This window comes from Pseudomonas moraviensis subsp. stanleyae, assembly GCF_036283065.1.
GTDB lineage: Bacteria > Pseudomonadota > Gammaproteobacteria > Pseudomonadales > Pseudomonadaceae > Aquipseudomonas > Aquipseudomonas stanleyae.
The window spans coordinates 52,833-66,200 of sequence record NZ_JAADJI010000003.1 but is presented as its reverse complement, the minus strand read 5'-3'; the positions used below and the strand labels follow the sequence as shown (position 1 = coordinate 66,200).

The following is a 13,368-nucleotide window of genomic DNA, read 5'->3' as shown; positions in this document are numbered from 1 at the left end:
GGTGGGGAAGGCACGGTCGGCGCATTCCCTCAGGTCAAAAAAGCAACGCTGCGCAGAGGGCCTCATTGTTGGGGGAGGGCGTGAAGCTGACGAGTTAATCGTTGTTAATTTCCTCGCTAAGGCTGGAACTCAGCACATCCTTGCAAGTCAGCGCCCGGCGCTTTGCGCGACGATGTCGATAAAGCGCGGCCGCCGTCGGCCAGGTTCAAGGGGAAATGCAATGAAAGTCTTGGTTAAAGCAGCGACGACCGTGGCGGTCATGCTGGCGATGTCGGGCGCGATGGCGCAGGCGCCGCAGGTGGGCACTCAGGCGCCGGGGTACTTCCGGCTGGCCGTGGGTGATTACGAAGTCACGGCGTTGTTCGACGGTTACAACGATCTGTCGCCGAAGTTGTTGCAGGGCATGAGCCAGAGCCAGATTCGCGCGCTGCTTGCCCGCCGTTCGATTGAAACCCCCGGCGTGCAGACTGCGTTCAATGCCTTTCTGGTCAACACCGGCAAGCAGCTGATTCTGGTCGACACCGGCGCCGGGCAGTGCATCGGCGCCACCGCCGGGCAGCTTTCGGCCAACATGCAGGCCGCTGGTTACAAGCCTGAGCAGGTCGACACGATTCTGCTGACGCACCTGCACCTTGATCATGTCTGCGGTCTGGTCGACGCCGAAAAGAAACCGCTGTTCGCCAACGCCACCGTGTTTGCAGCCAAGGCCGAGGCCGACTACTGGCTCGATCCGGCAGCGCTGGCCAAGGCTCCGGCCGGCGCCAAAGAGTTTTTCAAAATTGCCCAGGACTCGACGGCGCCCTACGTTGCCGCCGGTCGCTTCAAGACTTTTGCCGCCGGGCAGTCGCCACTGCCGGGACTGGTCGAAGCAGCCCTGGAAGCCGGGCACACGCCGGGCAGCACTACGTACCGCTTCACCTCGCAGCAGCAGAGCATCGTGTTCATGGGTGATCTGGTGCACAACCTCGCGGTGCAGTTTCTGCACCCGGAAGTGTCGATCGCTTTCGACGTCAACAGTCAGCAAGCGATCAGCAGTCGTCAGGCCGTGTTCAGTGCTGCGGCAGCAAGCAAGACCTGGGTGACCGCAGCACATCTGCCGTTCCCGGGCATCGGCCACATCACCGCCGAGGGCAAACATTTCCAGTGGGTACCGGTGGAGTACGGCCCGTACAAACGCGCGGCGAAAGTGCCGTTGATCGAGTAAAGTGCGCAGCGCCTGTGGCAAAAAGCGTCTGACACCGATAAGGAAACCACGCCCATGAACCGTAACGATCTGCGCCGCGTCGACATGAACCTGCTGGTGATTTTCGAAGCGCTGATGTTCGAAAAGAACCTGACCCGCGTCGCCGAAAAACTGTTCATGGGCCAACCGGCGGTCAGTGCGGCGCTGGGGCGCTTGCGTGATCTGTTCGACGATCCGTTGCTGCTGCGCAACGGTCGCGGCATGGAGCCGACGGCGCGGGCGCTGGCGATCCTCAAGGAGCTGCAACCGGCGATGGACGTGATTTCCGGCGCGGTCAGCCGGGCCAAGGAGTTCGAGCCGGCGAGCAGTTGCGATGTGTTCCGTATCGGTCTGTCGGACGACGCCGAGTTCGGTCTTTTTCCGCCGCTGTTGCGTCAGCTTCAGCAGGAGGCGCCGGGGATCGTCGTGGTGGTGCGCCGGGCCAATTACTTGTTGATGCCTGCGTTGTTGGCCTCGGGGGAAATCTCCGTTGGAGTCAGCTACACCACCGATCTGCCGGCCAATGCCAAGCGCAAGAAGCTGCGCGACATTCCCTGCAAAGTCCTGCGCGGCGACGACCGTCCCGGGCCGCTGACGCTGGACGAATATTGCGCGCGTCCGCATGCGATGGTGTCGTTCTCCGGTGACCTGAGCGGGAATATCGATCTGGATCTGGCCAAGATCGGCCGCTGCCGCCGGGTGGTCCTCGGTGTGCCGCAGTTCAGCGGCTTGCGCGCCTTGCTCGCCGGTACCGAGATGATCGCCACCGTGCCGGATTACGCTGCCTGTGCCTTGGTCGAAGGCTGTGCGCTGCGCGCCGAAGATCCGCCGTTCCCGATCGATGCCGCGCAATTGTCGATGGCGTGGAGCGGGGTGCACGACAACGACCCGGCGGAGAAGTGGCTGCGCTCGCGGATCAGCCAGTTCATGGCGGCGCCACTGGATATTCCAGCGCTTTAACCGCCCTCGATTACGCAAGCAGTTCTCCTGTGGGAGCGAGCTTGCTCGCGAAAGCGGTGTGTCAGTTAGTGTGGATGTGACTGACCTGACGCCTTCGCGAGCAGGCTCGCTCCCACAATGTTTTGTGCAGTCTGCAAATTAGATGCACGCCGCCAATCCCCGTGGGAGCGAGCTTGCTCGCGAAAGCGGTGTGTCAGTTAGTGTGGATGTGACTGACCTGACGCCTTCGCGAGCAGGCTCGCTCCCACATTGTTTTTGTGCAGTCTGCAAATTAGATGCACGCCGCCAATCCCCGTGGGAGCGAGCCTGCTCGCGAAAGCGGTGTGTCAGTCAGTGTGGATGTGACTGACCCGACGCCTTCGCGAGCAGGCTCGCTCCCACATTGTTTTGTGCAGTCTGCAAATTAGATGGACGCCGCCAATCCCCGTGGGAGCGAGCCTGCTCGCGAAAGCGGTGTGTCAGTCAGTGTGGATGTGACTGACCTGACGCCTTCGCGAGCAGGCTCGCTCCCACAATGTTTTTGTTGCGGTCGCGAATTGAGTGCGGCCGCCAATCCCCGTGGGAGCGAGCTTGCTCGCGAAAGCGGTGTGTCAGTCAGTGTGGATGTGACTGACCCGACGCCTTCGCGAGCAGGCTCACTCCCACATTGTTTTTGTGGCGGTCTGCAAATTAGATGCACGCCGCCAATCCCTGTGGGAGCGAGCCTGCTCGCGAAAGCGGTGTGTCAGTCAGTGTGGATGTGACTGACCTGACGCCTTCGCGAGCAGGCTCACTCCCACAATGTTTTGTGCAGTCTGCAAATTAGATGCACGCCGCCAATCCCTGTGGGAGCGAGCCTGCTCGCGAAAGCGGTGTGTCAGTTAGTGTGGATGTGACTGACCTGACGCCTTCGCGAGCAGGCTCGCTCCCACATTGTTTTTGTGGCGGTCTGCAGACCCTCGGGGGTCTGAAAAGCAACTGAGCACACCCATCCAATTTCTCCCGCCCCGGCCTTGGCATGATTCCCGTCAATGACATTCAAAGGGTCGGGTCATGATTGCTACGAGGGATGAACAGGCGCGCGATATCGGGTTGCTGTTCCTGCGGGTCAGCGGCGGGTTGTTTCTGTTGTGGGTGCACGGCTTGCCCAAGTTGCTGGACTTCACCGCGCAGCTGCAACTGATCGAAGACCCGTTCCATCTCGGCGCGCACCTGACGCTGATCCTGGCAATTTTCGCCGAAGTCCTCTGCCCATTGCTGATCGTCGCCGGTGTGCTGGCGCGATTGGCCTGCCTGCCTATTCTCTTTGTGCTGCTGGTGGCGTTGCTGGTCGTGCACCCGCAATGGAGTGTGGCCGAAGGGCAGTTTGGCTGGTTGCTGTTGATTCTTTTCACCACTGTCTTGATTGCCGGGCCCGGACGGCTGGCGATTCCTGTTCGTTTGCCCGGAGTGCTGCGTTATGCCTGAAGTCCTCAATTCACAAGCACCGGGGGCCGATGAGACCGTCACGTTGATCATCAAGCACTCGGTCAAGGCCGGTTTCGAGTCGGCGTATGAAGCATGGCTGCGCAACATCGTGCGCGTTGCCGGGCAGCGCGAGGGGCATCTGGGTGTGGACGTGGTGCGCGGCAAACGCGGGCGTCTGGATTTTTACACCTGCGTGCTGCGCTTCAGCTCCACCGAGGCCATGCAAGGCTGGCTGGAATCCTCCGAGCGTCAAGCGCTGGTCGCCGAAGCCGCACCGATGCTGGCCGACGGCGATCAGACCGAAGTCGCTCCGGTCAATGAATTCTGGTTCTCGCCCCTTGCCGATGCCGCTTCGCCGCCGCCGCGCTGGAAGCAGGCCGTGGTCTCGCTGCTGGTGATTCTGCCGCACACCTTGCTGGTGCCGCTGATCTGGGGGCCGTTGCTGGCGCTGCATCCAATCCTGTCCAACTACGTGGTCGCCACGTTCCTGATCACCCTGACCATCGTCCTCTCGGTGGTCTACGTGGTGATGCCGCCGGTCACCCGTTTGTTCACCCCGTGGCTGGAAGCCAGCCAGGCCCATGAACACCTCGATTCCCAAGAAACCTCGCCGCGCTGAGCGCGGGGTTTGCTTCTTTTCACTTTTGCTTGAGGAACTGCGATGAGCGCCGATCTGATTTTATTCAATGGCCAATTTCATACCGTAGACCGGGAAAAACCACTGGCCAGTGCAGTGGCGATCAAGGATGGCCGTTTCGTCGCCGTCGGTAACGATGCCGAGGCCATGGCCCTCAAAGGCAGCGCCACACAAGTGGTCGACATGAAGGGCCGCTGCGTCATCCCTGGCCTCAACGACTCGCACTTGCACCTGATTCGCGGCGGTTTGAACTACAACCTCGAACTGCGCTGGGAAGGCGTGCCGTCGCTGGCCGACGCGCTGCGCATGCTCAAGGATCAGGCCGATCGCACACCGACCCCGCAGTGGGTGCGCGTGGTCGGTGGCTGGAACGAATTCCAGTTCGCCGAAAAACGCATGCCGACCCTGGAAGAAATCAACCAGGCAGCGCCGGACACCCCGGTATTCATCCTGCACCTTTACGACCGTGCGCTGCTCAACCGCGCCGCCCTGCGCGTCGCCGGTTACACCCGCGACACGCCGAACCCGCCCGGTGGCGAGATCGTCCGTGACAGCAACGGTAACCCGACCGGCATGCTGGTCGCGCGGCCGAACGCGATGATTCTCTACTCGACATTGGCCAAGGGGCCGAAGCTGCCGCTGGAATATCAGGTCAACTCGACCCGCCAGTTCATGCGCGAACTCAATCGCCTCGGCCTGACCAGTGCGATCGACGCCGGCGGTGGTTTCCAGAACTATCCGGACGATTACCAGGTGATCGAGCAACTGGCCAAAGACGACCAGTTGACCGTGCGCATCGCCTACAACCTGTTCACCCAGAAGCCGAAAGAAGAGCTGACCGATTTCCAGAACTGGACCGGCAGCGTCAAGTTGCATCAGGGCGACGACTACCTGCGCCACAACGGCGCTGGCGAGATGCTGGTGTTCTCCGCCGCCGACTTCGAAGACTTCCTCGAACCGCGTCCGGACCTGCCGCAGACCATGGAGCAAGAGCTGGAGCCGGTGGTGCGCCACCTGGTCGAGCAGCGCTGGCCGTTCCGTCTGCACGCCACGTACAACGAATCGATCAGTCGCATGCTCGACGTGTTCGAGAAGGTTAACCGCGACATTCCGTTCAATGGTCTGCCGTGGTTCTTCGACCACGCCGAAACCATCACCCCGCAAAACATCGAGCGCGTGAAAGCGCTGGGCGGCGGCATCGCGATTCAGGACCGCATGGCGTTCCAGGGCGAATACTTCGTCGACCGCTACGGCAAACAAGCTGCCGAAGCCACGCCACCGATCAAACGCATGCTCGCTGAAGGCGTGCCGGTCGGCGCGGGTACCGACGCCACTCGCGTGTCCAGCTACAACCCGTGGACCTCGCTGTACTGGATGGTCAGCGGCCGCACCGTTGGCGGTCTGGCGCTGTACGAAGAAGGTCTGCCACGCAGCACCGCGCTGGAACTGTTCACCCACGGCAGCGCCTGGTTCTCCTCGGAGCAGGGCAAGAAGGGCCAGATCCGCGTCGGCCAACTGGCAGACCTGGCGGCACTGAGCGCGGACTTCTTCAGCGTTGAAGAAGAAGCGATAAAGTGGATCGAGTCGGTGATGACCGTGGTCGGCGGCAAGATCGTCTTCGCCGCCGGCGACTTCGAAGACCTCGGCCCGCGTTCGATTCCGGTGCTGCCGGACTGGTCGCCGGTAGTCAAAGTCCCGGGCCACTGGCGCCCGAACTCGCCGTTGCAAGCGCAGGTTCACCAGTGCAGCGGGCCGTGCGCCGTGCACACCCACAGCCATGAAAAAGCGCGGATGTCCAATGCGCCAGTCAGCGACTTCGCCGGTTTCTGGGGCGCGTTCGGCTGTTCCTGCTTCGCGTTCTGAGTTCGAAAAAAGCGCCGGTCGTCAGGGCCGGCGCTTCACGCAACAACCATCCCTCCAGGAGTTTTGCCATGAGCGTTCCTTACAAGCGTCTGAACAAAGATGATGCCGTCGTCCTGCTGGTCGATCACCAGACCGGTCTGATCTCGCTGGTGCAGGATTTCTCGCCGAACGAGTTCAAGAACAACGTGCTGGCACTGGGCGACATCGCCAGGTTCTTCAAGCTGCCGACCATTCTGACCACCAGCTTCGACGCAGGTCCGAACGGCCCGATCGTGCCCGAGCTGCTCGAGCAATTCCCCGACGCGCCGTTCATCCAGCGTCCAGGCCAGATCAACGCCTGGGACAACGAAGACTTCGTCAAAGCGATCAAGGCCACCGGCCGCAAGCAACTGATCATCGCCGGTGTAGTGACCGACGTTTGCGTAGCTTTCCCGACCCTGTCGGCGATCGCTGAAGGCTTCGAAGTGTTCGTCGTCACTGACTCGTCGGGCACTTTCAACACCACTGTGCAACAAGCGGCGTGGGCGCGCATGTCGGCCGCCGGTGCCCACCTGATGAACTGGTTCGCTGTGGCCTGCGAGCTGCAAGGCGACTGGCGCAACGACATGGAAGGTCTGGCGCATCTGCTGTCCGAGCGCCTGCCGAACTATCGCAACCTGATCAACAGCTATACCAAGTTCACCGCCAAGTAATTTGGTCGAACGTCAAAAGCCCCTCACCCTAGCCCTCTCCCGGAGGGAGAGGGGACTGACCGCGTTGTTTGCTAGAGTTGCATCGACCTGCAATACCGAGCCGAGCTCCGCTCTTGAAACGCCCGGAGATCGGCTCCCTTTCCCCCTCGCCCCCTTGGGGGAGAGGGTTGGGGTGAGGGGGAGGCTTTTGATCTTGATCTTGGCGCTTCAGCGCTTCTGCAACCAACCCAAGAACCCGCCTTTTTTCACCGCCACCGGTTTGGCCATCAACGCGAGGCGACTGTTCTGTTGACGCACCGCCTGCAACTTGTTCAAGGCCCGGCCGACTTCGCTGCGCTTGTCCATGCACTCACGGGTCAACTGCTTGTCGAGGCGATAGATGATGCTCGACGTCAGCGCCGTGAACGTCGCCTGCGACGGCGTATCGGCAAGAATGCTCTGCTCACCCATGACTTCGCTCGGCCCCATGCGCCCGGCCTCGGTCTGACCATTGCCGTCCGGCACTGTCGCGCTGACCACGCCCGTGGCGATCACGAACAGACTGTCCGGCACTTCGTCCAGATCCAGCACTACCTGACCTGCCGTGTACTGTTGCGCGACCATCGACTCAGCGAGGCGATCGCGTTCGTCACTGCTCAGCGAACGGAAAATCTTCACCTCGTCCAGCAATGCGCGAGCACGGCTCGACGGTTCGATCACGCCGTCGGGGTGCCGGGAAATGCCCGCCGCTTCGAGATGGCGGTGGGCGAGGTCGAACAGCTGATTGCGCACTTCGCTCTTCTTGCCCAACTCGGCGATAAAACCGCTGGCGACGTACTCGGACATGGTTTCGCCGGCCTCTTTGAGCACGGCTTTTGGCGCCGGGCTGAGCAACAGCGAACTGCTGCCCTGCAAGGTGCGATCAAGAGCATCGAGCACCCGCCGCGGGCGAATGTGATTCGGCACCTGAATGCTGATCGACACGCCGTGCATATTGCTCGGCCGGCTGAGGTTGACGATCTTCGCCTTGGCCGCCACCGAGTTCGGCACTACGGCCATGGTGCCGGCGCTGGTCAGCAGGTGCGTGGCGCGCCAGTCGATATCGAAGACCTTGCCTTCGACGCCGTCGATCATCACCAGATCGTCCACCTGGTACGGCTTGGTGGTATTGAGGACGATGCCGGAAAACACATCGGCGAGGGTGCTTTGCAGCGCCAGACCGACAACGATGGCGACCACCCCGGAGGTGGCCAGCAAACCTTTGACCGGCAGCTCCAGCACGTAGCCGGCGGCCGCGACAATCGCGACCAGAAACACCAGCGCACCGATGACGTCCTGCAGCAAGCGACCGCTGTGACCGATGCGGCGCATCAGGGCCAGGCCGATCACTTCGGTCAGCACTCTTGCCGCGTACAACCACCAGAGAATCCCCAGCGCCGTCGCACCCAGTTGCGCCACGCGATCATCGGCGAACAGCGGGGCCTGCAACGGGCTGACACCGGCGTTGATCACCAGCGCACTGAACGCCAGAAACAGCACCAGACGCACGCCGACTCGCGGCGCGCGATGGGTGAAGGGCGAGAAATGCCAGAGTGCCGCGTCGAGCAGCAACAGGACGGCGCTCCAGGACAGCAGGTGAGTGAGGAAGAAGGACATGACAATCTCCGGCGTTGCATAGGCATCGGTGAGGGGCATTTGTGGCGAGGGAGCTTGCTCCCGCTGGGTTGCGCAGCAGCCCCAAAATCGTCCATGTGCCGGAGACTTTGTGAGTGCTGCGCCCTCAAGCGGGAGCAAGCTCCCTCGCCACAAGGTGTCGCCTCAGTTCAGATGAGTCTTCAGCTCGGCCGCCGCTTGACGCACCGCAGCCTTCACCTCCGGAATCTGGCTCAGCGGATTGAGCAGACCAAAGTCATGAATCATCCCGTTGTAGCGCACCGAGGTCACCGGCACGCCGGCCGCATCCAGATGCCGCGCATAGCCTTCGCCTTCGTCACGCAGCACGTCGAACTCGGCGGTCTGCACCAGCGCAGCGGGCAGGCCCTTGAGCTGTTCGGCGCTGGCATTGAGCGGCGAGGCATGGATCTGCGCACGCTCGGCCGGGTTGGTGGTGTAGTTGTCCCAGAACCACTGCATCATGCCCTTGGTGAGGAAGTGACCCTCGGCAAATTGCTGGTACGAGCCGTCGTCGAATTGCGCGTTGGTCACCGGCCACATCAGCAGCTGGAAACGCAGCGCCGGAGCTTTCTGTTCCTTGGCCATCAACGCCACGACCGCCGCCATGTTGCCGCCGACGCTGTTGCCGGCCACCGCCAGACGCTTGCCATCGACACCGATGTCCTTGCCGTGCTCGGCCACCCATTTGGTCGCGGCGTAAGCCTGGTTGATCGCGGTCGGGTACTGCGCTTCCGGCGACGGCGTGTAATCGACATACACCGCAACAGCGCCGGAGCCGACCACCAGATCACGGATCAGGCGCTGATGCGTCGGGAAGTCACCCAGCACCCAGCCGCCACCGTGGAAGAACATGAACACCGGCAACTCGCCCTTGACCTTGGCCGGGCGCACCACTTTCAGGTTGATGATCTGGCCGTCGACCTTGATCGCCTTGTCGCTGACTTCCACACCGGACAAGTCAACCTTCACCGAAGCCTGGGCACCGATCAGCACCGCACGGGCGTCCTTCGGGCTCAGTTGCTCCAGCGGGCGACCACCGCCAGCGGCGAGGGCGTCGAGGAACGCTTGAGTGTTGTGTTCGACCCCAGTGTTGCCAGCGGCAAAGGCGCTGCTGACCGACAGGGCGAGGAGGGAGGCGGCGAGGGTTTTCTTGATGCTCATGTTCAATTCCATTTTTGAGTATTTATACGTTCGTGTAGGAGCTGCCGAAGGCTGCGATCTGATCGTTCCCACGCTCTGCGTGGGAATGCAGCCGGGGACGCTCCGCGTCCCAACGATCAGATGGCTGCCTTCGGCAGCTCTTTGTGTTCAGGGTTGTTTTCAAACCGTGAGCACAGATTAATGGGCTGCTGAAAAGCGAAAAAGCGGCTATAAAGCGTTTAACTGTCCACCAGAGAGTGACAATGAACCCGTTCGAAGACATGCGTATTTTTTGCCAGGTCATGGACTCCGGCAGCTTCACCGCCGCGGCCGATCAGTTGGGCTTGTCCAAGCAGTTCGTCAGCCGGCGCTTGATGCAACTGGAAGAGCGCCTCGGTGTGCGCTTGTTGAATCGCTCGACCCGCCGGCTCGACGTCACCCCGCTCGGGCAGAGCTACTACGAGTCGGCGCTACGTTTGCTCGGCGAGGTGGAGCAGGTCGAGCAGGGCATCGCCGGTGAAACCGCCGAACCGCGCGGCACGATTCGCCTCAGCGCGCCGCTGTCGTTTGCCGTAGCGCATCTGGGTTGCCTGCTACCGCTGTTCCTGCAGCGTTATCGCGAAGTCACCGTCGAGGTGGATCTGAGCGATCGCCCGGTCGACCTGCTAGGCGAGGGATACGATCTCGCCCTGCGCATCGGCGTGCTGGAAGACTCGACACTGATCGCCCGGCGTATCGCCAGCATCGAACGGGTCTACTGCGCCAGCCCTGGCTACCTTGCCGAACGCGGCACACCACTCAATCCCGAAGACCTGCACAGCCACGATTGCCTGCCTTACGGCCACGGACGCTCGGTGCAATGGCGCTTCAACGAAGCCCCAGGCAAACCGCTACTGATCAACGTCACCGGGCGCATGCGCGTGAACAACGGCGAACTGCTGCGGGACGCGGCGGTGCAGGGGATGGGGATCACCTATCTGCCGACCTTCATCGTCGGCGCGGCGCTGAAGGACGGGCGGCTGGTGCCGGTGCTGGATGATCTGCGCCCGGAGCCACTGACCTTGTCGGCGGTATATCCGCAGCATCGCCAGGCATCGCGGCCGGTGCAGGCGCTGGTGGAGTTTTTGCGTGAGAAGCTTAATCAGAGTCATGTGAATCTTTGATAGTGGGGTCTCCCAGGCAAACGGCGTGTTATCGATCAGGCGAATGTCACACCTTTTTTTCCTGCGATGCCTTTATGGATATTCCTGTCGGGTATGCAACACACTAAGAATCTCGATTCGATCCGTCACCTCATAAATCACTACGTAATTAGGATGTACAACGATTTCCCGGGTGCCGGGAGATCGACCTTTACGGTAGAGATGGGGGATGAACGGAGAGTGAGGTTGTGGATTCTACATTGCAACCACCGCCACCCCGCGTCTGTTCTAGACTCACGCTGCTCGATCACCCGCTGCCCGCAATATCGAGGAGCCAACTGACATGGCCACGACAACGAACCCCCGATCCGTGACCGCTCATGTACCGGTGCAACTGACCGAAAAGGTCCATCGGATAGCCGAACGTCTGGAACGCTGGGATGGAGGTAAAGTGGGCGGGAAGGACTTTCTGATCTGAGCACGTAACCGATTGCACGAAGGAATTCTTCGCTGTCTCCGTCTGCAAGCACCTGCGACAGGTATTCACTGATGGCTTCGTCACTGTCGAGCAGCGCGACCATGTCGTAGGCAACCAGTCAATCGATTGTGAGAGCTGCGTGTGCACCTGGCCTCTTCGCGAGCAGGCTCGCTCCCACAGGGAAACGCATTCCAGTGTGGGAGCGAGTCTGCTCGCGAAGGCGGCATCAAAAACGCCGCAAATATCCAGAGCGGATCAAGCCTGTGCCGGCGCACTGACCACTGGTCTTTCCGGCTTGCGCAGCGCCTCCAGCCTTGACTCGCTGTAGCGCGTTTCGCGGAAGAAGCGCCAGTGGCCGAACAGGTCGTAAACATGGGTGATCCGCCCTTGTTCCTTGTAGCCCAGGCGCACATGCATCTTCAGGGCAGGGATATTGGCGTTGTCGCAGATATCCACCACTTTTTTGTACCCCCGGGCGTCCATGACTTGCCAAAGTGCGGTCTGTGCGTCGACGGTCAAAGTGCTGCCGAAATAGGGCCGGGCAATTTCGGCACCGAACTGGAAGTACTCACCGGGCTGGATCGTGAACGTGTAGCGGTAGAAGTGGCGATCGTAATAGTCGCCAGTGCTGGCCCAGACGAACCCGACGGTGTGGCCGTCCTGGTCCAGGTACATGTGCCCGGTGTGCCCTTCAGCGGCCAATTCGGCCATGGTCTGCACACGGTCACCAAAATACTTGCCGAAAGCCTTGGCGTTGTCCTCGGTGATGTCGACTCTGTGTAAACCTTCACAGGGACGCAGTTTGTTCGGCGCGATCGGTGTGACCAGATCGCGCTCCATCCACAGCAGTTCACGGTGAGCGAAGACATAACGTTTGCCGAAAGCGCCAAGGGTGCGACGCAGGCCTTTTTGTTTGATGCGCAGAAGCAGTTTGTCGATGACGTTCATGATGCTCTCCGAGGCGCTAGCCCAGGTGTGGTGGATGATGTTGCCGGTTGAGTTGCGGAAGTATTTGCCGCTGGCGGCCTGCCGGCACGCTGTGCGCGCCATTTTTGCAGGGCCGGTTTGACGCAGTACCAAAGACGTAGCCCCAGGCCCAGCAGCAAGCCACTGGGGCGCCATGAGTAGAAGCTCCAGCGCCAGTGTTCCAGTTGCCCGGTCATGCGCTCATGCAGTTGATGGCTGGAGTTTTCCAGGCTGACCCGCGAGGCATCGATCCAGTGCCATTGCTCGTCCAGGCCCCAGCGAATCCATTCCTCCAGCAGCACTCGGCCGCTGCCCAGATCGGCATGCTGCGGCAGGAACGCCAGGTTGTAGTCGTAGAGTCGGCCCTGCTCGAGCAGGCCCAGCCGATAACTGATGCAGCGGCCGTCCAGCTCCAGCGTCACCACTCGCACCAGCCCTTGAGCGGCGAGGGCGGTGAACGCGCTTTGTATCCACTGACGACTGCGATCGGTGGCGAAAATCCCGACGCCCTCGTCACCTTTCCAACTGACCGACTCGACTTCTTGCAGCGCCTGTAAAACCGTGGGCATCGACAGCGCATCGGGGGTGATACGCCGAACCTGGGCACCGCACGCGGCAATCCGTTTGCGCGCCCGACGCAGTTTGTAGCGCGGGTCGCCGGAAACTTCCTGATGGTCGGCGTCGCTGATCAGATGCACCGGTACCCGGCAACTCAGGCGTCGTTCAGCCGTGGAGCTGCGCGCCATCCATTCGGTGAGCGCGCTTTCTTCGCCGGCAGGTTCCGACAGTTCATTGAGTTGCAGCAGCGCATGGGGCAGGCGCTGACGGATCAGCTGCAGCGCTTTGTGCATGTCTTCACTGCCGAGCGATGACAGCAGGGCCAGCCGATCGGCCAGCGGATAACCCAAGTGATGCAAAACCCGAAACGGCAGGCCGGCGAAGCGTTCGCGGCTGGCGACGAGGGGCAGACACAGGCGCAGCGATTCTGCTTCCCAGCCAAGCAGAATGTGCAGACGCTGATTCTCGCCCAGCGCCTGTTCCGCCGCGCACAACCAGCCAAGGTTGTTGAACGGCGTGTGGTCGGCCACGCGCAGGCGCAAGGCCTCATAGGCCGTTGCCGGGAAGTCGGCCGCGCACAGGGATGTGCGCCATTCGAATCGCATCGCCAT

At 61.6% G+C, this 13,368-nt stretch carries 11 protein-coding genes and 2 pseudogenes; 7 read left to right on the top strand and 6 right to left on the bottom strand.

Translation table 11 applies throughout. The features are described from left to right. The first annotated feature begins 220 nt into the window (after positions 1-220). The 6 genes from GXB78_RS05380 (at position 221) to ycaC (ending at position 6,820) form a co-directional block, all read left to right on the top strand. Positions 221-1,204 carry an MBL fold metallo-hydrolase gene (locus tag GXB78_RS05380; RefSeq protein WP_408005109.1) on the top strand — a complete coding sequence of 328 codons (984 nt, stop codon included), beginning with the start codon at positions 221-223 and terminating at the stop codon, positions 1,202-1,204. A gap of 54 nt (positions 1,205-1,258) precedes the next feature. Beyond that, positions 1,259-2,182: a LysR family transcriptional regulator gene (locus tag GXB78_RS05375; protein WP_122506416.1), complete on the top strand. Its 924-nt coding sequence runs from the start codon at positions 1,259-1,261 to the stop codon at positions 2,180-2,182. Positions 2,183-3,214: 1,032 nt separating this feature from the next. Continuing rightward, positions 3,215-3,628, top strand: a complete 414-nt coding sequence (locus tag GXB78_RS05370) for a DoxX family protein (RefSeq protein ID WP_024012430.1) — start codon at positions 3,215-3,217, stop codon at positions 3,626-3,628. Continuing rightward, positions 3,621-4,247 carry an antibiotic biosynthesis monooxygenase gene (locus tag GXB78_RS05365; RefSeq protein ID WP_329514626.1) on the top strand — a complete coding sequence of 209 codons (627 nt, stop codon included), beginning with the start codon at positions 3,621-3,623 and terminating at the stop codon, positions 4,245-4,247. The genes GXB78_RS05370 and GXB78_RS05365 overlap by 8 nt, the downstream gene beginning before the upstream one ends. Positions 4,248-4,289: 42 nt before the next feature. Then, entirely contained in the window at positions 4,290-6,128 is a 1,839-nt protein-coding gene (locus GXB78_RS05360) for an amidohydrolase (RefSeq protein WP_329514625.1), read from the top strand. Positions 6,129-6,196: 68 nt separating this feature from the next. Continuing rightward, the gene (gene ycaC / locus GXB78_RS05355) at positions 6,197-6,820 is read left to right on the top strand and encodes an isochorismate family cysteine hydrolase YcaC (RefSeq protein ID WP_186623210.1); all 624 of its coding nucleotides are present in this window, start codon (positions 6,197-6,199) and stop codon (positions 6,818-6,820) included. A gap of 207 nt (positions 6,821-7,027) precedes the next feature. Here ycaC and GXB78_RS05350 read toward each other — a convergent pair whose 3' ends face one another. Next, positions 7,028-8,455 (bottom strand): mechanosensitive ion channel family protein, encoded by a 1,428-nt coding sequence (locus GXB78_RS05350; protein WP_329514624.1) that lies wholly within the window; start codon positions 8,453-8,455, stop codon positions 7,028-7,030. Positions 8,456-8,617: 162 nt separating this feature from the next. Next, on the bottom strand, positions 8,618-9,634 hold the full coding sequence (locus GXB78_RS05345) for an alpha/beta hydrolase (RefSeq protein ID WP_329514623.1): 1,017 nt from the start codon (positions 9,632-9,634) through the stop codon (positions 8,618-8,620). A 242-nt stretch (positions 9,635-9,876) separates the two neighbouring features. Between GXB78_RS05345 and GXB78_RS05340 the strand changes: the two genes are divergently transcribed. Further along, on the top strand, positions 9,877-10,776 hold the full coding sequence (locus tag GXB78_RS05340) for a LysR family transcriptional regulator (protein WP_329514622.1): 900 nt from the start codon (positions 9,877-9,879) through the stop codon (positions 10,774-10,776). Between the two features lie 72 nt (positions 10,777-10,848). Here the strand turns inward: GXB78_RS05340 and GXB78_RS05335 are convergent. From GXB78_RS05335 to GXB78_RS05315, 4 genes and pseudogenes are all read right to left on the bottom strand, one after another. Next, a pseudogene (locus GXB78_RS05335) lies at positions 10,849-10,992 on the bottom strand (type II toxin-antitoxin system RelE/ParE family toxin); the annotation flags it as partial. A 233-nt stretch (positions 10,993-11,225) separates the two neighbouring features. After that, a pseudogene (locus GXB78_RS05325) lies at positions 11,226-11,336 on the bottom strand (DNA-binding protein); the annotation flags it as partial. Positions 11,337-11,488: 152 nt separating this feature from the next. Further along, on the bottom strand, positions 11,489-12,181 hold the full coding sequence (locus GXB78_RS05320; RefSeq protein WP_329514621.1) for a GNAT family N-acetyltransferase: 693 nt from the start codon (positions 12,179-12,181) through the stop codon (positions 11,489-11,491). After that, complete coding sequence (locus GXB78_RS05315) at positions 12,178-13,368, bottom strand: GNAT family N-acetyltransferase (protein WP_329514620.1); 1,191 nt, start codon at positions 13,366-13,368, stop codon at positions 12,178-12,180. Before GXB78_RS05315 ends, GXB78_RS05320 begins: the two co-directional genes overlap by 4 nt.